This window comes from Curtobacterium sp. AC268 (genome assembly GCF_979258745.1).
In genome coordinates this window covers 747,281-765,500 of the sequence record NZ_OZ409878.1, presented here as the reverse complement: position 1 = coordinate 765,500, position 18,220 = coordinate 747,281, and the positions used below count along the sequence as shown (strand labels likewise).

At 73.5% G+C, this 18,220-nt stretch carries 19 protein-coding genes; 9 read left to right on the top strand and 10 right to left on the bottom strand.

From position 1 onward, the window contains the following. Positions 1-95 precede the first annotated feature (95 nt). From ACZZ9K_RS03605 to ACZZ9K_RS03585, 5 genes are all read left to right on the top strand, one after another. On the top strand, positions 96-869 hold the full coding sequence (locus tag ACZZ9K_RS03605; protein ID WP_027465819.1) for an SDR family oxidoreductase: 774 nt from the start codon (positions 96-98) through the stop codon (positions 867-869). 83 nt (positions 870-952) lie between these two features. Then, positions 953-1,480: a phosphoribosyltransferase gene (locus ACZZ9K_RS03600; protein WP_051596753.1), complete on the top strand. Its 528-nt coding sequence runs from the start codon at positions 953-955 to the stop codon at positions 1,478-1,480. Beyond that, positions 1,477-2,196, top strand: a complete 720-nt coding sequence (locus tag ACZZ9K_RS03595; protein WP_111056349.1) for a Type 1 glutamine amidotransferase-like domain-containing protein — start codon at positions 1,477-1,479, stop codon at positions 2,194-2,196. Before ACZZ9K_RS03600 ends, ACZZ9K_RS03595 begins: the two co-directional genes overlap by 4 nt. Before the next feature lie 5 nt (positions 2,197-2,201). After that, positions 2,202-2,885 (top strand): uracil-DNA glycosylase, encoded by a 684-nt coding sequence (locus tag ACZZ9K_RS03590; protein ID WP_138803630.1) that lies wholly within the window; start codon positions 2,202-2,204, stop codon positions 2,883-2,885. Positions 2,886-2,894: 9 nt separating this feature from the next. Continuing rightward, positions 2,895-3,500, top strand: a complete 606-nt coding sequence (locus ACZZ9K_RS03585; RefSeq protein ID WP_027465815.1) for a GNAT family N-acetyltransferase — start codon at positions 2,895-2,897, stop codon at positions 3,498-3,500. A gap of 124 nt (positions 3,501-3,624) precedes the next feature. On the opposite strand, the gene ACZZ9K_RS03580 is transcribed toward ACZZ9K_RS03585, so the two are convergent. Next, positions 3,625-4,323, bottom strand: coding sequence for a FadR/GntR family transcriptional regulator (locus ACZZ9K_RS03580; RefSeq protein WP_301626778.1), 699 nt, complete (start codon positions 4,321-4,323; stop codon positions 3,625-3,627). A gap of 207 nt (positions 4,324-4,530) precedes the next feature. Between ACZZ9K_RS03580 and ACZZ9K_RS03575 the strand changes: the two genes are divergently transcribed. Beyond that, positions 4,531-6,087: a GntP family permease gene (locus ACZZ9K_RS03575; RefSeq protein ID WP_071244816.1), complete on the top strand. Its 1,557-nt coding sequence runs from the start codon at positions 4,531-4,533 to the stop codon at positions 6,085-6,087. Further along, positions 6,084-6,656, top strand: coding sequence for a gluconokinase (locus tag ACZZ9K_RS03570; protein WP_138803627.1), 573 nt, complete (start codon positions 6,084-6,086; stop codon positions 6,654-6,656). Before ACZZ9K_RS03575 ends, ACZZ9K_RS03570 begins: the two co-directional genes overlap by 4 nt. A 16-nt stretch (positions 6,657-6,672) precedes the next feature. Here the strand turns inward: ACZZ9K_RS03570 and ACZZ9K_RS03565 are convergent, their stop codons facing one another. Beyond that, positions 6,673-7,584, bottom strand: a complete 912-nt coding sequence (locus ACZZ9K_RS03565; protein ID WP_463443340.1) for a L,D-transpeptidase — start codon at positions 7,582-7,584, stop codon at positions 6,673-6,675. A gap of 24 nt (positions 7,585-7,608) precedes the next feature. Next, the gene (locus ACZZ9K_RS03560) at positions 7,609-9,282 is read right to left on the bottom strand and encodes an ABC-F family ATP-binding cassette domain-containing protein (protein WP_111054004.1); all 1,674 of its coding nucleotides are present in this window, start codon (positions 9,280-9,282) and stop codon (positions 7,609-7,611) included. Positions 9,283-9,334: 52 nt separating this feature from the next. Here ACZZ9K_RS03560 and ACZZ9K_RS03555 point away from each other — a divergent pair, with 52 nt between their 5' ends. Next, positions 9,335-9,751: an HIT family protein gene (locus tag ACZZ9K_RS03555; RefSeq protein ID WP_363363228.1), complete on the top strand. Its 417-nt coding sequence runs from the start codon at positions 9,335-9,337 to the stop codon at positions 9,749-9,751. Between the two features lie 36 nt (positions 9,752-9,787). Here the strand turns inward: ACZZ9K_RS03555 and ACZZ9K_RS03550 are convergent, their stop codons facing one another. Continuing rightward, positions 9,788-10,087 (bottom strand): hypothetical protein, encoded by a 300-nt coding sequence (locus ACZZ9K_RS03550; protein ID WP_463443339.1) that lies wholly within the window; start codon positions 10,085-10,087, stop codon positions 9,788-9,790. 40 nt (positions 10,088-10,127) lie between these two features. On the opposite strand from ACZZ9K_RS03550, the gene ACZZ9K_RS03545 reads away from it, so the two are divergent. Continuing rightward, positions 10,128-11,573 carry an amidase gene (locus tag ACZZ9K_RS03545; RefSeq protein WP_463443338.1) on the top strand — a complete coding sequence of 482 codons (1,446 nt, stop codon included), beginning with the start codon at positions 10,128-10,130 and terminating at the stop codon, positions 11,571-11,573. 480 nt (positions 11,574-12,053) lie between these two features. Here the strand turns inward: ACZZ9K_RS03545 and ACZZ9K_RS03540 are convergent, their stop codons facing one another. The 6 genes from ACZZ9K_RS03540 to ACZZ9K_RS03515 are packed head-to-tail and all read right to left on the bottom strand — an operon-like array spanning position 12,054 to position 18,173. Then, positions 12,054-12,839: an ABC transporter ATP-binding protein gene (locus tag ACZZ9K_RS03540; RefSeq protein ID WP_463443337.1), complete on the bottom strand. Its 786-nt coding sequence runs from the start codon at positions 12,837-12,839 to the stop codon at positions 12,054-12,056. Then, positions 12,836-13,714, bottom strand: a complete 879-nt coding sequence (locus ACZZ9K_RS03535) for an ABC transporter ATP-binding protein (protein ID WP_463443336.1) — start codon at positions 13,712-13,714, stop codon at positions 12,836-12,838. Before ACZZ9K_RS03535 ends, ACZZ9K_RS03540 begins: the two co-directional genes overlap by 4 nt. Further along, entirely contained in the window at positions 13,711-14,625 is a 915-nt protein-coding gene (locus tag ACZZ9K_RS03530; protein WP_138803621.1) for an ABC transporter permease, read from the bottom strand. The genes ACZZ9K_RS03535 and ACZZ9K_RS03530 overlap by 4 nt, the downstream gene beginning before the upstream one ends. Beyond that, entirely contained in the window at positions 14,622-15,575 is a 954-nt protein-coding gene (locus ACZZ9K_RS03525) for an ABC transporter permease (protein ID WP_071404591.1), read from the bottom strand. The genes ACZZ9K_RS03530 and ACZZ9K_RS03525 overlap by 4 nt, the downstream gene beginning before the upstream one ends. A gap of 46 nt (positions 15,576-15,621) precedes the next feature. Continuing rightward, positions 15,622-17,166 carry an ABC transporter substrate-binding protein gene (locus ACZZ9K_RS03520; protein ID WP_463443335.1) on the bottom strand — a complete coding sequence of 515 codons (1,545 nt, stop codon included), beginning with the start codon at positions 17,164-17,166 and terminating at the stop codon, positions 15,622-15,624. Then, complete coding sequence (locus ACZZ9K_RS03515) at positions 17,163-18,173, bottom strand: alpha/beta fold hydrolase (protein ID WP_463443334.1); 1,011 nt, start codon at positions 18,171-18,173, stop codon at positions 17,163-17,165. Before ACZZ9K_RS03515 ends, ACZZ9K_RS03520 begins: the two co-directional genes overlap by 4 nt. Between the last annotated feature and the right edge of the window lie 47 nt (positions 18,174-18,220).

Here is an 18,220-nt window from a genome sequence, read left to right as displayed (position 1 = left end):
GGACGGCCCGGTGCGGTGCCGGAAGCGTCCCGCTCGGTACGGTGGTCGGACCGGGCCACCACGCGCCCCGGTCACCGACGCAGGAGGCAGATCACATGGCAGCACGGCGCGCAGTCGTCACCGGAGCGAGCTCGGGCATCGGGGCGGCCACGGTCCGGCTGTTCCGGTCACGGGGCTGGGACGTGCTCGCCGTGGCCCGCCGCGCCGCGAAGCTCGAGGCGCTCGCCGCGGAGACCGGGGCCGACACCCTGGTCGCCGACATCACGGACGCCGACGACGTGGCGGCGCTCGCCGCGCGGGTCGCGGACCTCGGCGGTGCCGACGTGCTCGTGAACAACGCCGGTGGGGCGTTCGGGTCGGCGAGTGTCGAGGAGTCCGACGTCGACGACTGGCGCGCCATGTTCGAGGTCAACGTGATCGGCACGAAGCGCGTCGTCTCCGCGCTGCTGCCGCACCTGCGCGACCGTGCCCGCGTGTCCGGGGGAGCGGACATCGTCACGGTGACCAGCACGGCCGGGTTCGTCGCGTACGAGAACGGTGGCGGCTACAACGCCGCGAAGTTCGCCGAGCACGCCCTGGTCGGCGCACTCCGGCTCGAGCTGAACGGCGAGCCGATCCGCGTCGTCGAGATCGCGCCGGGCATGGTGAAGACCGACGAGTTCGCGCTCACCCGGTTCCGCGGGGACGAGCAGAAGGCCGCCGCGGTGTACGACGACGTGCCGGAGCCGCTCGTGGCCGACGACGTCGCCGAGGCGATCGTGCACGCGGTGGAGCTGCCGGCGCACGTGAACCTCGACCTCGTGACGATCCGGCCGGTGGCGCAGTCGGCGCAGCACAAGCTCGCACGCGGCCCGCTGACGCCCCGCTGAGCGGACCCCACGCCCGACCCGCGCAGCGCCCGGGCGGCGGCCGCGGGTCGCGGGCTCGGGCTCCCTGCCGGTACCGTGGTCGGATGCCGATCAGCAGCGAACCCGAGCCCGCGGCTCCGTCCACCGTGACCGTGACGAGCGGGCCCGAGGTACTCGGCTGGCTGGAGTTCGGCGACGCCGCACGCCTGCTCGCCAAGGACGTCCTGTCCAGCGGCTTCGAGCCCGAGGTCGTCGTCGCCGTCGCCCGCGGCGGACTGATCATCGCCGGCGCCGTGGCGTACGCCCTCGGCACCAAGGAGTGCGGCTCGATCAACGTCGAGTTCTACACCGACGTCGAGCAGCGGCTGGAGGAGCCCGTCGTGCTCGCCCCCGCCCTCGACGCCCCGAGCCTGGCGGGCAAGCGGGTCCTCGTCGTCGACGATGTGTCGGACTCCGGCCGCACCCTGCGCCTGGTGGTCGACATCATCCGGAACGCCGGTGCCGACGTCCGGAGTGCCTGCCTGTACTCGAAGCCCGGCACCGTCCTCGAGCCCGACCACGTGTGGCGTCGGGTCGACGGCTGGATCACGTTCCCGTGGAGCGCCCTCGCCCCCGTGACGGCCGAGTCGTGAGCATCCACCTGGTCGGCGGCGGTCTGTTCGCCGCTTCGGACGCCGCAGCGCCGTTCCTCGCCGAGGCCACCGCCCGTTCGGCAGCGGTGGGCCGGAGCGTCCCGCGCATCGCCCTGCTCTCCGTGGCGGGCCCGGACGGCGGCAGCCCGTCGTCGACCGCCGACATCGCCGAGGTCCTCGGCGGCCCGCGCACGGCCGAGGTGCTCGTCACCGAGGTCGCGGCCGGTCAGGTCTTCGACACCACCGTCCTGAGCGACGTCGATGCCCTGGTGGTCGGTGGCGGCGTCACCCCCGACTACCTGGCGGCGATCGCCCCGCTCGTCGACCAGCTCCGGCTGCTCGTCTCCGACGGACTTCCCTACCTCGGCTACTCGGCCGGTGCGATGATCGCCGCCGACCGTGCCCTGGTGGGCGGCTGGCGCATCGGCGGCGTCGAGATCTGCCCCGAGGCGGCCTCCGAGGGGCTGGACGAGGTCGAGCTCCGCGAGGGTCTCGGCCTGGTCGACCTGACCATCGACGTGCACGCGGTGCAGGCCGGCACCCTCGCGCGGCTCATCGCCAGCGCCGAGGCCGAGTTCGTCACCGCCGGGCTCGCGATCGACGAGGACACCACGCTCGTCGTCGGCGAGGGCGCGCTCGAGGTCCGCGGGACCGGCAGCGTCTGGCGCGTGATGGCCGGCGAGGAGTCGGTGGCCGTCGCCACCATGGGCGCGTAGCCGACGTGGAACCACGGCCGCTCGCCGACCTGGTCGACCCGGGCTGGGCTGAGGCCCTCGCACCCGTCGAAGCCGACGTGCACCGGATCGGCGCATGGCTGCGGGACGAAACCACTGCGGGCCGCCACTACCTGCCCGCTGGCGGCGACGTGCTGCGCGCCTTCACGAGCCCGTTCGACGCGGTCAAGGTGCTGGTCGTCGGGCAGGACCCGTACCCGACGCCGGGCCACCCGATCGGTCTGTCGTTCGCGGTCGACCCCGCCGTCCGTCCGGTGCCGCGCAGCCTGGCGAACATCTACCGCGAGCTCGCCGACGACCTCGGGGTGACCCCGCCGCAGCACGGTGACCTGCGGGCCTGGTCCGACCAGGGCGTCCTGCTGCTCAACCGGGTGCTCACCGTGCAGGCGGGCGAGGCCGGCAGCCACCGCGGCAAGGGCTGGGAGGCGGTGACCGACCAGGCCGTCCGCGCGCTGGTCGCCCGTGGCACCCCGCTCGTCGCCGTGCTCTGGGGCGCCCAGGCCGGGTCGGTGCGACCGCTCCTCGGTGACACCCCGGTCGTCGCCTCGGCCCACCCGAGCCCGCTCAGTGCGTCACGCGGGTTCTTCGGCAGCCGCCCGTTCTCGCAGGTGAACGCGCTGCTCGAGTCGCAGGGCGCACCGCCCGTCGACTGGACGCTGCCCGCTCAGTAGGCTCGGCACGTGCTCGAGGAGGAATACCAGCGACGGCGGGTCCTGCCGCGACACCTGCGTGCCCCGGCGGCGACCGAGACCGCCTTCGAGTACCGCATCCGTGCGGCCGAGGTGGGGGACCTGCCCCACGTGCGCGAGATCCACACGCACTACGTCCGCAACTCGTCGGTGACCTTCGACCCGGCGGCGTTCACGTACGCTGCGTGGAAGAAGCGCTACGACGACATCCGGAAGCGCCGCCTGCCGTTCCTGGTGGCGGAGAACCCCGCCGGGCAGATCCTCGGGTACGCCCTGGTCGACGCGTGGAACCCGCGGGACCGCTCGAACCACGTCGTCGAGGACTCGATCTACCTCGGTGCCGCGTCCGGCGGCAAGGGGCTCGGCCGCGCGCTGATGGAGGCGCTGCTCGACGAGTGCCGGTCGGCCGGCGTGCGCGAGGTCGTCGCCGTCATCGCGGACCGCCAGGCCGAGGCGTCGATCCGGCTGCACGAGCGGCTCGGCTTCGAGGAGGTCGGCCGGATGGGCAAGGTCGGCTACAAGTACGACCGCTGGCTCGGCACCGTCACGATGCGGCTGCGCCTGCGCGGCCCGCGGCTGTTCGCGCGACGACGCTGACGGAGCCGACGCGGTCGACGCGCGTCACGCAGGCGAACGCGGGCAGGGCGGACGGGAGGCCCGTGGCGGGCCCGGCACGCGCCTCCAGGCCGTCCCCTGGTCGCGCCGGACCGCCGTGGCCGGGTCAGTCCGCCGGGGCTTCGGTGATGAACTCGTCGCGCGTCACGCGGAGCAGCGCGGTGGCCGCCGCCGCCGCGGCGTCCGCGTCACCGGCGACCGCTGCGCGCCCGACGGCCTGGTGCCGGAGCGCCGCCTCGCGCGTCCAGCGCGTGATGGGGTCGCGCGACTCCGACGTGCGGGTGCGGAGCAGGGCCTCGACCGTGCCGGCGAAGTGCGCGAACACGGCGTTCCCCGACCCGGTGAGCAGTGCACGGTGGAAGCGGACGTCGGCCTCCAGGTAGGCGCGGCTGTCCTCGCGCCCGCAGGCGTCGAGCATGTCCTCGGCGGCGGCGAGCACGGCGTCCGCGCCCTCGCAGCCGGCGGTCAGGGACGCCGCGACCGGTTCGACGCCGAGCCGGAGCTCGACGAGCTCCCGCTGCTGCACGAAGTACGCCGGTGAGGTACCGCGCCACCGGATCACGGTCGGGGCGAGGAGCTCCCACGCGGTGATGTCGCGGACGAGCGTGCCGACCCGCTGCCGGGGCTCGACCAGGCCGAGGGACTGCAGGACGCGCAGGGCCTCGCGGACGACCGAGCGGGACACCCCGAACTCGTCGGCCACCAGTTCGGGTCGGACGACGGCACCTGTGGCCAGGTCGCCGTCGACGATCCGCTGGCCCAGGGTGTCGAGCACGTGGGCGTGCAGTCCGCGTGCGGTGGGCATCGTTTCCTCCGTGCAGTACGGGTCACGCGGTCGTCGTGACGCCGGTCCCATCGAAGCGGCAGACTCCGGAGACGGGCGGTTGGCGCGCGGGACGACGTCGTATAGTCTGATTAATCAGATTATTGAGGGTCGGCGTTCGTCGCGCCAGTCCACCCTCGACACGAAGGCGACGGAGCCGCGCAGCAGCGACTCCAGGAAGGGGCGCTGATGCCTCACGCTCTCCCGGACCACCTGCTCGCCGCGGGTGGCACCACCGAGACGGTCGACCCGTCCGGTTCGATCCCGCAGCTGATCATCGCGGCGCTCGTCGGCATCGTGGTGATCATCGCGCTCATCACCTGGCTCAAGGTGCACCCGTTCATCGCGCTCACGATCGGCGCGCTCGGCGTCGGCATCGGCGCGGGGCTCGCTCCCGACAAGGCAGTCACCAGCTTCGGTGACGGCTTCGGCGCGACCATGACGAGCGTCGGCATCCTCGTCGGGCTCGGGGCGATGTTCGGCAAGATGCTCGTCGACTCCGGCGCAGCGGACCGCGTCGTGGACACCCTGGTGCGGAAGTCGTCGAAGGCGGCGCTGCCGTGGACGATGGCCCTGATCGGGGCGCTCATCGGGCTGCCGATGTTCTTCGAGGTCGGGCTCGTCCTGCTCATCCCGATCATCGTGCTGGTCGCCAAGCGGAGCGAGGTGCCGATCATGAAGATCGCCGTCCCCGCCCTGGTCGGCCTGTCGACGATGCACGCGTTCGTCCCGCCGCACCCCGGGCCGCTCGTCGCGATCTCCACCGTCGGTGCGAACCTCGGCACCACGCTCGCCTTCGGCATCGTGCTGGCGATCCCGGTGATCATCCTGGCCGGCCCGCTCTTCGCCCGGTTCGCGGCCCGCTGGGTCGACATCCCCGTCCCCGACATGTTCGGATCGCGTGGGGCGGTCGCCACCGCCGGCCCGGGTTCGGGGTCGGGTTCCGGGTCCGCCTCCTTCGCCGACGACCCGGCACACCCCGGACGGGAGGCCCGGCGCGGCCCCGCAACGCAGGACACCGCGTCCCTGCCCAACGGCAAGAGCGACTTCACGCGCGTCATCAGCGAGCCGCGCAGCCCGTCGTTCACCGTCGCCCTGATCGGCATCCTGCTGCCGGTCGTGCTCATGCTCGCCCAGGCGATCCGTGAGGCCACCGCCCCCGACGCCGCCGGCTCGTGGGTGAGCCTGCTCGACTTCCTCGGTTCGCCGATGATCGCCATCGGCATCGCGGCCGTCTACGCGATGGTCTTCTTCGCGATCGGCGGTGGCATGGACCGCTCGGCGGTGTCGAAGTCGCTCGAGAGCGCCCTGCCCCCGATCGCCGGCGTGCTGCTCATCGTCGGTGCCGGCGGTGGCTTCAAGCAGGTGCTCATCGACACCGGGATCGGCGGCGTGATCGCCGACGCCGTCAAGGACTCCGGCGTCTCGGTGCTGCTCGTCGCCTGGGTCGTCTCGGCACTGGTCCGCGTGGCGACCGGGTCGGCCACGGTCGCCACCGTGACCGCCGCCGGCATCATGGCGCCGATCGCCGCCGACCTGTCGACGCCGATGACGTCGCTGCTCGTGCTCGCGATCGGTGCAGGCTCCGTGTTCCTGTCGCACGTGAACGACGCCGGGTTCTGGCTGGTGAAGGGGTACCTCGGCACCACGGTGGGGCAGACGTTCAAGACGTGGACGGTGCTCGAGTGCCTCATCTCGGTGTTCGGTCTGCTCGGGGTCCTGCTGGCCGGGGTGTTCATCCGATGAGCGGCGCAGCAGACCTCGGTCCGGCCGCAGCTGCCGGGGCGGCCGACACCGGGCTGGACGCACGTGTCCTGGTGGTGATGGGGGTCTCCGGGTCCGGCAAGTCGACCGTCGCCGCCATGGTGGCGGAGCAGGTCGGGTGGGAGTTCGCCGAGGGCGACGCCATGCACCCGCCGGCGAACGTCGACAAGATGCACGCCGGCACCCCGCTCACCGACGAGGACCGCTGGCCGTGGCTCGACGTCGTCGCCGGCTGGATCCGCGGACACCTGGACGCCGGCACGAACGGCGTCGTGACCTGCTCGGCCCTGAAGCGCTCGTACCGCGACGTGCTGCGGGCCCCCGGCGTGGTGTTCGTGCACGTCGCCGGTGACGGCGCGCTCATCGAGGAGCGGATGTCGCAGCGTTCCGGGCACTTCATGCCGACGTCGCTGCTGCAGTCGCAGCTCGCCACGCTCGAGCCGCCGCAGCCCGACGAGGCCCACCTGACGATCGCCGCCGACCGCACCCCCGAAGAGGAGAGCGCCGAGGTCGTGGCGCGGCTCGGACTGGTCCGGATCCCGAGAGCCTGATCCGCGGAACCGATGCTCAGCTGAACTGGATCGGGGTGCCGACGGGCAGCGCAGCCAGGGTCCGGGTCATCTCCGCCGAGATCCGGACGCAGCCGTGCGAACTGCCGGTCGGGTCCGGGTAGTAGTGCAACGCGGTCAGCGCAGCGTTGCCGCCGTACGACGGGATCCGGGACGAGTGCGCCCCGGTCAGGATGATCGGGTTGCCCTGCGTGTACGCGACGCGGGTGTCGACGTACGCCGCCTCGACGTAGGTGGCGGTGTCGGCCGGCGTGGGGTCCTCCGGCGTCCCGAGCCGGGCCGCCTCGGTCGCGGTGACCTTTCCCGACCGGGTGACGACGGACACCGTGCTGGCGGCGACGTCGACCCGGATCATCCGGTCCGTCCCCGTCACGGTGAAGTCGGCCGCCCGGGCCCAGGCGAACGTCGCACTCGGCGCGTCCGGGTCGCCGCCGTCACCGGGGGTGCGGTTGCGGGACGGCGTCGACACCAGGAGCATCCCGCCGTCCTGGCCGGGGGAGCGACCCCACACCGCGGTCGCCGCGGGTCGGTTGATCGTCGACACCAGGTGGGACAGGGTCGCCACCGGTCGGGCGCGGCTGGACGGGCTCGCGTACAGGGCGACGAGCGGCGTGCGCGGGGTCGCGATCTGCCAGGTGTCCACGGGCTCCACGTCCCCGCCGTCGAGCAACTGCGGCACGACGGCGTCGTGGAACGCCAACGGCAGCGCGGCCAGGGTCGCGTCGGACGGTGCGGCGGGGACGGCCGCGGGCGTCGGGGTCGGCGTGGCGCTCGGGGTCGGAGTCGTCGTCGCCCGCGCCGCCCGGGTCGGCTCCGGTGCCGGCGACCCGACGGTCACCCCCACCACGACGGCGGCGACGGCGAGCACCACCACCCCCGCGGTCGTCGCGATCCAGGTGCTGCGTCGCATGGTGCGTCCCCCTCGGTCGATCCGTCAGCGTTCGGTGACGGTGCCGCCCTCGACCCGCCACTGCCGGTCGAGTCGGACGGTCTCCAGCATGCGCCGGTCGTGTGTGACGAGCAGCAGGGTCCCGTCGTAGGACTCCAGCGCCTGCTCGAGCTGCTCGATCGCGGTCAGGTCGAGGTGGTTGGTCGGCTCGTCGAGCACGAGCACGTTCACCCCGCGAGCCTGCAGCAGCGCGAGCCCGGCCCGGGTGCGCTCGCCCGGGGAGAGCGCCGAGGCCGGTCGGCCGACGTGGTCCGCCTTCAGCCCGAACTTCGCGAGCAGCGTCCGGACGTCGGCGGTGGTGTACTCGGGCACGATCGCCTCGAACGCCGCCGCCAGGGGCTGGTCGCCGGTGAACGCCGCACGCGCCTGGTCGACCTCGCCGACCGCCACGCTCGACCCGAGCGACGCCGTGCCCGTCGTCGGTGCCTGCTTGCCGAGCAGCGCCCGCAGCAGGGTCGACTTGCCGGCGCCGTTCGGACCGGTGATGCCGATCCGGTCACCGCCGTCGACCTGCAGCGAGACCGGGCCGAGGGTGAAGTCGCCCTGGGTGAACGTGGCGTCCGACAGCGTCGCGACGACGGCCGACGACCGGGGTGCACTGCCGATCGTGAACTCGAGCTGCCACTCCTTGCGCGGCTCCTCGACCTCGTCGAGCCGGGCGATGCGGGACTCCATCTGCCGGACCTTCTGCGCCTGCTTCTCGCTCGACTCCGAGGCGGCACGGCGGCGGATCTTGTCGTTGTCCGGGCTCTTCTTCATGGCGTTCCGGACACCCTGGCTCGACCACTCGCGCTGCGTCCGGGCCCGCGAGACCAGGTCGGCCTTCGTCGATGCGAACTCGTCGTACGCGTCACGCTTGTGCTGCCGGGCGATCTCGCGCTCCTCGAGGAACGAGTCGTACCCGCCGCCGAACAGCCGGTTCGACGACTGTGCCAGGTCGAGCTCGAGCACCGAGGTCACCGAGCGCGCCAGGAACTCACGGTCGTGGCTGACGAGCACCACCCCGCCGCGCAGCCCGCGCACGAACGCCTCGAGCCGGTCGAGGCCGTCCAGGTCGAGGTCGTTGGTCGGCTCGTCGAGCAGGACGATGTCGAACCGCGAGAGCAGCAGCGCGGCCAGCCCGACGCGGGCGACCTGCCCGCCGGACAGCGCGGTCATCAGGGAGTCCGGGCCGACGCCGTCCGCACCGGAGTCGCCGGTGCCGGGTTCGAGGCCGAGATCGGCGAGCACCGCCGGGATCCGGTCCTCCAGGTCCGCGGCACCCGCGGCGAGCCAGCGGTCGAGCGCCGCCGAGTACCGGTCGGCCGCTGCGTCGCCGGCGTCGGGGTCCCCGAGCGCCGCCGCCGCTGCGTCCATCGTCACGGTCGCCTCGGTGCAGCCGGTCCGCCGCCCGAGGTACGCCGCGACGGTCTCACCAGCGATGCGCTCGTGCTCCTGGGGGAGCCACCCCACGAACGCGTCCGTCGGCGCCAGAGACACCGTGCCCGCCAGCGGCTCGTCGACCCCGGCCAGCAGCCGGAGCAGCGTGGACTTGCCGGCACCGTTCACGCCGACGACCCCGATCACGTCGCCCGGCGCCACCGTCAGGTCGAGGGAGTCGAACAGCGTGCGAGCGGCGTACCCGCCGGACAGGCCCTTGGCGACGAGCGTGGCGGTCATGCGCCCATCGTCCCACGCGGAGCGGGCACCCCACGTGCAGCAGACTGGGCCGATGGACTCCTGCGTCTTCTGTGCCGTGATCGCCGGTGACGAACCCGCGACGTGGGTCGAACGCGAGGAGCACGCCGTCGCCTTCGCACCCCTGCCCGACTCGGCGCTGGCTCCCGGCCACACCCTGGTCGTGCCGGTCGAGCACACCGCCGACCTGCTCACCGCCGGGCCCACGGCACTCGCCGCCACCACGGCCCTGGCGCAGCGTGTCGCCCGTGCGATGAAGGGGGCCCTCGGCGCGACCGGGACCGTCGTGCTGCAGGCATCGGGTGCAGACGCCGGCCAGAGCGTGCCGCACCTGCACCTCCACGTCGTGCCGTGCTGGCCGGACGACGCCACGACGCACTGGCCGGAGCGACGATCCGCGCACGTGGTCGACGGTGACCCGCACGCGCTCCTCGCCGAGATGTTCGAGTAGCCGCCCGAGCAGACCCTGCCCGGCCCGGCGTGACCCTCAGCCCCGCGGCGTCAACCGACCCGCGCCCACCGGCAGCAGCCCGCCCCGGTAGTCCAGCGCCGTCGCGCCGCCGACCGACACCGAGGCCGCCCCGAACCGCCACGCTCGGTTGAACAGGTACACGCCGATCACCGTGTCGCCGTCGTGCGGCACCGCCCACGTGCCGGTGCCCCACTGGGCCGGGTGCCCCACCCCGTCGACGGTGACGGTCGGCCGGGCGAACCAGGCGAACAGGGGCCGGACGAGCCGGAGTTCGATCCGGCGCTTCGTCGTGCCGGAGGGGAGAGTGGTGTCCACCGTCGAAGGATACGGGCCACCGCCGCCTAGGCTCGGAGCCGTGTTCGAACTCCACCACCTCTCCGCACAGGAACTCTGGGACTGGATCCGCCGGGGCGAGGCGACCGCCCTCGAGGTCACCGAGCACTACCTGTCCCGCGTGGAACGCCTGGACGCCGGACTCGGTGCCTTCGTGACGGTCACCGCGGACGCTGCCCGGGCCCGAGCCGATCGCCTCGGCCACCTGGTGCCGACGTCGAGACCGTTGTGGGGCCTCCCGTCCGCCGACAAGGACCTGTACGACCGCGCCGGGGTCCCCACGCGGAACGGCACCGCGAGCCTGCCGGAGCGGCCCGCGTCGGCCGACCACCCGCTCGTCGCCGCGCTCGACGCGGCCGGCACCGTCAGCCTCGGCAAGACCGCGTCACCGGAGTTCGGCATGTCCTCGTCATCCGAGACCCGGCTCGGCGTGACGCGGAACCCCTACGACACCACGCGCGCGCCGGGCGGGTCGTCGAGCGGTGCGGCCGTCGCCGTCGCCGCCGGACTCGTGCCCGCCGCGGTCGGGTCGGACGGCGGCGGATCGGTGCGGATCCCCGCCGCGGCGACCGGACTGGTCGGCCTGAAGCCGAGCCGCGGCCGCGTGCCGTCGATGCCCGGCCGCTCCGGAGTCGGCGGTCTGTCCGTCGCCGGGCCGCTCACCCGGTCCGTCGCCGATGCGGGCATGCTGCTCGACGCGCTGGTCGCGCCGACCGGGCTGCCGGAGGCGTCGCCGTACGCGCTCGTCACCCCCGACGTCGGCGAGGGGCCGTTCACCGCGGCCGCCGTCCGCGGCGAGGGCCGGTTCGTCGTCGGGGTGCTCGACGGCTCGCCGTGGGACGACACCGTCGACGTGGTCGTCGACCCCGCGGCCCGGGCCGCCGTGGAGACCGCCGTGCGGGTGCTCGGCGAGGTCGGGCACGGCGTCGAGGACGTCCGGATGCCCCGTGTGCCGTACGCCGACGCGTTCCGGGTGGCGTGGGAGAGCTCGGCCGCCCGCCTGCCGCAGGTGCCCGGCATCGACCTGTCGTCGCTGACCCCGCTCGTGGCGTGGCTCGTGGCCCGCGGGCAGTCGCTGTCCGGCACGCAGGTCCTCGACGCGATGTCGACGCTCGACTCCTTCTCGACGACGCTCATCGGCGCGTTCGACCGGTTCGACGCGGTGCTCACGCCGACCCTCGCGATGACGCCGCGGCCCCTCGGCTGGTACGGCGACGACCCGGACGAGGACTTCCGCCGCCAGTGCGCGTACTCGCCGTGGACGTCGATGGCGAACGTGTCCGGGCTCCCCGCGATCACCCTGCCGGTCGGCGTGACCGAGGACGACCACCCCGACGGTGGTGGGCTGCCGATGGGCGTGCAGCTGATCGGGCGCCCCGGCGGCGAGCGCGTCCTGCTCGCGATCGGCGCGCAGCTCGAGCGCCGGTTGCGCTGGCAGCGGCGGCACCCGGCTGCCTGGACCGCCTGACGGCGGGCCCCGGCGGGTCCGGTGCGCGGGGCGCGGGCGCTCGGCGCACCGTGTGGCGGGGCGCGCACGGTGCGGTTTCCTGCGTGTGGTGCTGCGTTGCTTGCTCGGTGCGGCCTTGTAGGCCGGCTCCGTGCGGGCAAGCCCGCACGGAGTGGCGGGGCGCGCACGGTGCGGTTTCGTGCACGTGGTGCGGCGTTGCTTGTTCGGTGCGGCCTCGTAGGCCGGCTCCGTGCGGGCAAGCCCGCACGGAGTGGCGGGGCGCGCACGGTGCGGTGGACTCGTGTGCGTCTGGTCTGGAGGCGCGGGGCGGGCCGGTGCCGTGCCTCCTGTCTGTCGCACGGTGCAGTTTCGTGCACGTGGTGCGGCGTTGCTTGCTCGGTGCGGCCTTGTAGGCCGGCTCCGTGCGGGCAAGCTCGCACCGAGTGTCGGAGCGCGCACGGTGCGTCCCGCCCCGCCCCGTCCCGCTCAGCCCCGCCCCGCCTACGGCAGCGTCGGCGCCGCCGCCACCAACGCCCGCGTCACCGGGTGCTGCGGCGCGTCGAGGAGCGACACCGGCCCGTGCTCGACGATGCGGCCGTCGGACATGACCGCGACCGTGTCGCACAGCCGCTGCACCACGCCGATGTCGTGCGACACCAGCACGAGCGTCAGCCCGAGGTCGTCGGCGAGCGACCGGAACAGCTCGATCACCCGAGCGCGGACGACGACGTCGAGGGCGCTCATCGGCTCGTCGCCGAACAGGATCCGGGGCGAGTGCACCACGGCCCGGGCGATCGCGATCCGCTGTCGCTGCCCGCCGGAGAACTCGTGCGGGTACCGGTCGACCGTGTCGGCGGGCAGGTCGACGCGCTCCAGCACGGCACGGACCAGGTCGTCGTGCGAGCCCGGGACCCGCAGGGCCCGCAGCGGCTCGGCGACGATCGCGCCGACGCGCATCCGCGGGTCGAGGGACGCGTACGGGTCCTGGAACACCACCCCGGTCTCGCGACGGAACCAGCGCAACGCACGCGCGGACCGGGACGCGACCACCGGACGGCCGGAGGCGGCGACGGTGCCTGCGGAAGGGGCCTCCAGGCCGGCGAGCAACCGGACCAGCGTGGACTTGCCGGATCCCGATTCGCCGACGATGCCGAGCCGTGCGCCGGGGGCGACCATCAGGTCGACACCGTCGACGGCGGTGCGGACCGGACCGGGCTCGAACGGGCCGCGGCGGGGGAGCCGGTAGGTGCGGTGGAGACCGGTGGCCTCGAGGACGGGGAGGGTCACGGGGCGGTCCTCCTGGCGGTGGCACGTGCGGCGTCGACGAGCGCGGCGGTGGCGGGGTGCTGTGGTGCGGCGAGCAGGTCCGCGACGCGGCCCTGCTCGACCACCCGGCCGGCGTCGAGCACCACGGTGGTGTCGGCGATGCGCGCGAGCACGGCGAGGTCGTGGGTGACGAACACCATGCCCGCCGGCAGGTGCTCGAACAGGTCGAGGATGCGGGCCTCGGTGGTGACGTCGAGCGCCGTGGTCGGCTCGTCGGCCACCAGGTACGACGGCTCGCCCGCCATCGCCATCGCGATGCAGATCCGCTGTCGCTGCCCGCCGGAGAGCTGGTGCGGGTACTGCCGCAGCAGCGACTCCGGATCGGGCAGGCCCACGGACGCCGCCAGGTCGACGGCTGCCGCGCGGGCCGCACGCCGGTCGAGCCCGCGGTGGAGCCGGAGCGGCTCCGCGATCTGCGCGCCGACACGGCGCAGCGGGTCGAGCGCGGTCCCCGGCTCCTGGAACACCATCGCGATGCCCGACCCACGGTGCCTCGCGCGCTCGCGGTCGGGCAGGCCGACGAGTTCGGTGCCGTCCAGGCGGACGCTGCCGGTCACGACGGCGCCGGTGGGCGCAAGGCCCATCAGGGCGAGCGAGGTCATCGACTTGCCGGATCCGCTCGCGCCGATCACGCCGACGCGCTGGCCGGGAGGCACGGTGAAACTGACGTCGTCGAGGATCGTCCGCCCCGTGATGCGGACCGACAACCCGCGCACCTCGAGCCCGGAGGCTGCGGTGGCGTGGGCGGTGCCGGTGCCGGTGCCGGTGGCGGTGCCCGTGCCGGTGGCGTGGTCGGCGCCGGCTGCGTCGGCGGTGCCGGCTGCGTGGTCGGTCATGCGGTCACCCCCGGCGTGGTCGTCGCCGGGTCGGCGCTCCGGTCGCTCGCGGTGCCGTCGGCCGTCGTGCCGTCGGTCGTCGTGCGATCGCTCGTCGTCAGCCGCGGGTCCGAAGCGTCACGCACCGCGTCGCCGAGCAACGACAGTGCCGCGACGACGATCGCGATGGCGGCTCCCGGCCAGGTCGCACTCCACGGGTGGACCCCGATGTAGGTCTGCAGGTCGGACAGCAGGCTGCCCCACGACGCGGTGTCCGACCCGGCGCCGTAGCCCAGGTAGGACAGCCCGGCCTCGGCGAGCACGGCCGTGGCCATCGCAAGCGACAGCTGCACGGTGAACAGCGGCGCCGCGTTCGGCACCAGGTGACGGAAGAGCACCCCGGCACCGCCGACGCCGGACGCCCGGGCCGCGGTCACGTAGTCGCTGCGGGCGATCCGCCGGATCTCACCGCGGGCCACGCGGGCGATCGTCACGCCGAAGGACAGCCCGACGCTGACGATCACCACGCCGAGCGACCCGCCGAACACCGCGGTCAGGAGCATCGCGGTGAGCAGGGTCGGGAACGCCACCAGGATGTCGAGCAGGACCGCGGTGCCCTCGCGCACCCAGCGGGCGGTGAGCGAACCGATCGCGGTGAGGACGATCCCGACGACGCTCGCGATCACCCCCGAGCCGACGGCGACGAGCACGGTGGTACGGGTGCCGGCGAGCAGGTAGCTCGCGATGTCGCGGCCGGCGGCGTCGGTGCCGAACCAGTGCGCGGCGCTCGGCCCCTCCCACTGGTGGAACGGGTCGGCGCGGAACGGGTTCTGCGGTGTCCAGACGAGCGACACGGCGGCGAGCACGAGCAGCAGGCCGAGCACGACGACGGCGAAGACGCCGGTCGGTCGGGACACCAGGCGGCGGATCATCCCTGCACCTCGCGCTGTCGGGGGTCGAGGGTGCGGTGCACGACGTCGACGGCGAACCCGACGAGCAGCACGAGTCCGGTGAGCACGAGCAGTTCCGACTGCACCTTCGTGATGTCGCGGCGGCCGACGTCGGTCACGAGCATCCGGCCCACCCCGGGCAGGGAGAACAGCTGCTCGACGACGACGGCACCGACGAGCAGCCCGGCGATCTGGACCCCGAGCACGGCGAGCACCGTGAGGGCGACGCTCGGCAGGCCGTGGCGGAGCAGCGCCTGCGTGCGGGTGAGCCCGACGGCGGCGGCGGTGCGCAGGTGGTCGGCGTCGAGGACGGACAGTGTGGCGGACCGGGTGAACCGCAGGATCACGGCGCCCTCGACCGCACCGATCGTCAGCGCGGGCAGCACGAGCGACGCGAACGCCCGCCCGGGTTCCGACCAGCCGTCGAGCGGGAAGCCCTGCGTCGGCAGCCAGTGCAGCGTCACCGCGAACAGGGCGACGAGGAGCATACCGGCCCACACGACGGGAACGGCGGCGACCGCCTGCGCCGCGAACCCGATCACCGCACCACCCGGGCGGCGACGGAGCACCGCGGCGACCACCCCGAGCGGGACGCCGATCACCAGCGCGGTCGCCAGCGACATCGCGGCGAGCGGCAGGGTGATCGCGAGCTTCTGCGCGATCTCCGGCGCGACGGCGCCGTTCGTCACGAGGGAGCGGCCGAGGTCACCGCGGAACACCCCACCGATCCAGTCGAGGTACTGCACCACGACGGGCCGGTCGAGTCCGAGCTGCTGCCGGAGCTGTTCCACCTGCGCGGGGGTCGACTGCGTGCCGGCGACGACCTGGGCGACGTCACCGGGCAGCACGCGGAGCGTGGCGAAGATGATGACGCTCGCCACGAGCAGGCCGACGACGAGCAGGAGCACCCGCCCGATGAGGAACCGGGTCACGACACCGATGCTACGGGGACGGACAGCCCGCCGCGGCCGCTCCGGTTCACTTGACCGCGAGCTTCGCCAGGTCGAGGCGCGAGTTCCCGCCGTCGACCGGGAAGCCCGTCACGCCGGAGCGCACCGCGGTGATCTCGGTCGCCGTGTACAGCCACTCGCCGGCCGCGTCCTCGCTGACGATGCGTGCCGCCTTCCGGAGTGCCTCCGTCTTGGTGGCCTCGTCGGTCGCCGCGATCGACTGGGCGTAGAGCGCCTGCACCTCCGCGTTGTCGTAGCCGAAGTAGTAGTCCGGGTTCGCCCAGTTGCCGAAGTCACGGGCCTCGACGTGGTCGACCATCGACAGGTCGAAGTCCCGCTCGCCGGACTTCGGTGCCTGGAACACCGAGGACAGCCACGTGGCGAAGTCGACACGCTTGACCGTCAGGGTGATCCCGACGTCGGCGAGCTGCGACTTCAGCACGTCGCCGATCGTGGTCGGGTAGATGTTCGCGTAGGTGAGCGTCAGCTTCAGGTCCTGCTGGCCGGCGGCGGCCAGGAGCTTCTTCGCGTTCGCGGGGTCGTACGCGTCGATGTCGGTGAGGTCCTCGTAGCCGGGGTCGAGCTCCGGGATCGGGCCGCCCTGCTCCACGCCGGTGCCGCCGATCGCCTTGATGAGCGCCTTCGCGTCGATCGCCTGCCGGATGGCCCGGCGCACGCGCTCGTCCGTGAACGGTTCCTTGCGGTTGTTGAACGCCAGCGTGTACTTGTCGGTCGTCTTGCCGCTGTGCAGTGCGATGTCGGCGTTGCCCTGCAGCTGGCTCTTGAGCGTGCCGTCGACCGGGTTCAGGACGTCGAGGTCACCGTTCGCCATCGCGTTGACGGCGGTCGACGGGTCCGTGATGTACCGGAAGACGATCTTCGCGACCTTCGCCTTCGTGCCCCAGTAGTCCTCGTTGCGGTCGAAGGTGAGCGAGTCGCCCTGCTTCCAGTCGGCCACCGCGAACGGACCGGTGCCGTTCGCGCTGTCGGACAGGTCGTTGTCCGCTGCCTTCTCGAGCACCAGGCCGGAGCGGCCGGTCAGGTTCCAGAGCAGGTCGGAGTCCGGCTTCGCCAGTTTCAGCACGACGGAGTCGTCCGACGGCGAGGTGATCGACGTGACGCCCGCGAGCTTGGCGGAGTCGACGTACGAGTCGTTCGACTTGACCTGCTCGAGCGACCACACGACGTCGGCCGCGGTGACCGGCTTGCCGTCCTGGAACGTCGTGCCGTCCCGCAGCGTGAACGTGTAGGTCAGGCCGTCGTCCGAGACCTCGTGCGACGAGGCCAGCACGTCGCGGATGTCGCCCTCGGCGGTCCGGCCGACGAGCCCCTGGTACACGTTGTCGATGAGTACCTGGTCGAGCGCCGCCCCGGACTGGGTGCGGATGTCGAGACTCGTCGGCTCGAGCACCAGCCCGACGCGCACCGTGGCGTCCTTGCCGCCGGTGGTGTCGGACGAGCCGGAGCAGCCGGCCAGCGCCAGGGCGGAGACGACGGCGACCGCGGTGGCGGCGAGGGCAGCGCGCCCGATGCGCGAGGTGCGCGCGGTGCGACGGAGCAGGAGCGGACTCATGGGGTGGTGGGTTCCTTCCGGGCACGAGGGTCGGGATCGGGCCTCGCGCTCGCACGAGGGTACCGGCGGCTGGCGCCGTCCGGCGACGGTTCTTCGATCGGGTGCAACAATCCGTGCCGCTCCGCCCATGCCCGGATCGCCGAAGCCAGTTCGAGGGGCGCCTGGTTCTGCACCGCGTGCCGCGAGGTGACCGTCACGATCTCGGCGTCCGGCAGGCGTTCGGCGAACCCGGCGTGCAGCTTCGGGGAGACGTACCCGCGGTCACCCCGGACGAGCAGGATCGGCACGCGCAGTGCCTCGAGGTCCGGCCACGCATCGGCGAAGCGCCCCACCGACGACGTCCGCCCGGCGGGCAGGTGCGGGAAGTGGTGGCGGCGCACGAGTCGCCCGTCCGCCCCGAGGGCTGTCGTGTGCCGGGCCTCGCGCAGCAGCACCTGCCGGTCGTCGCCGACCCGCGCCTCGATCGCCCGGTCGACGACCTGCTCGAGCGTCTCGAACGGCTCCTCGGCCTCGAGCGCGCGGGCGATCCGGTCCACCGCACGCTGCGCGAAGTCCGGCGACATGTCGACGAGCACGAGTCCGGTCACCCGCTCCGGCGCGGTGGCCGCGAGTCGAGCGGACAGGATGGCACCGAGCGAGTGGCCGACGACGATGCCCGGCGGCACCGCGAGCGCGTCGAGCGCGGCGAGCACGCTCGGCGCCGTCGCGGTCGCCGCGTAGTCCGCGTCCTCCCGCCAGGACGACCGGCCGTGGCCGGGCAGGTCGAGGGCGACCGCCGGCTCGCCCACGGCGAGTGCCGCGGTGTCGAAGCTGTGGGCGTCGATGCCGAGCCCGTGCAGGTAGGTGACCCGGGCCTCCTGGCCGTCCTCGCCCCACCGGATCGCGGAGATCTCTTGCCCGTCCGCGGTGCGGACCACCTGCCTGGAGGCGCGTAGCGGCGCATGCACGCCGCTCGCGCTGACGAGGGCGGGCAGGTCTGCGAATTCGTCGTCGGGGGCTTCGGACACGGGGACGATCCTCGCACCGTTCCGGGGGCCTGGAGACGTTAGGTAAG

Bases quoted from the DNA above. Each gene is read 5' to 3' on its own strand.
- ACZZ9K_RS03575 (WP_071244816.1), top strand. From the start codon at position 4,531: ATGCCTCACGCTCTCCCGGACCACCTGCTCGCCGCGGGTGGCACCACC.
- ACZZ9K_RS03565 (WP_463443340.1), bottom strand. From the start codon at position 7,584: ATGCGACGCAGCACCTGGATCGCGACGACCGCGGGGGTGGTGGTGCTC.
- ACZZ9K_RS03580 (WP_301626778.1), bottom strand. From the start codon at position 4,323: ATGCCCACCGCACGCGGACTGCACGCCCACGTGCTCGACACCCTGGGC.
- ACZZ9K_RS03530 (WP_138803621.1), bottom strand. From the start codon at position 14,625: ATGATCCGCCGCCTGGTGTCCCGACCGACCGGCGTCTTCGCCGTCGTC.
- ACZZ9K_RS03570 (WP_138803627.1), top strand. From the start codon at position 6,084: ATGAGCGGCGCAGCAGACCTCGGTCCGGCCGCAGCTGCCGGGGCGGCC.
- ACZZ9K_RS03535 (WP_463443336.1), bottom strand. From the start codon at position 13,714: ATGACCGACCACGCAGCCGGCACCGCCGACGCAGCCGGCGCCGACCAC.
- ACZZ9K_RS03560 (WP_111054004.1), bottom strand. From the start codon at position 9,282: ATGACCGCCACGCTCGTCGCCAAGGGCCTGTCCGGCGGGTACGCCGCT.
- ACZZ9K_RS03600 (WP_051596753.1), top strand. From the start codon at position 953: ATGCCGATCAGCAGCGAACCCGAGCCCGCGGCTCCGTCCACCGTGACC.
- ACZZ9K_RS03555 (WP_363363228.1), top strand. From the start codon at position 9,335: ATGGACTCCTGCGTCTTCTGTGCCGTGATCGCCGGTGACGAACCCGCG.
- ACZZ9K_RS03520 (WP_463443335.1), bottom strand. From the start codon at position 17,166: ATGAGTCCGCTCCTGCTCCGTCGCACCGCGCGCACCTCGCGCATCGGG.
- ACZZ9K_RS03605 (WP_027465819.1), top strand. From the start codon at position 96: ATGGCAGCACGGCGCGCAGTCGTCACCGGAGCGAGCTCGGGCATCGGG.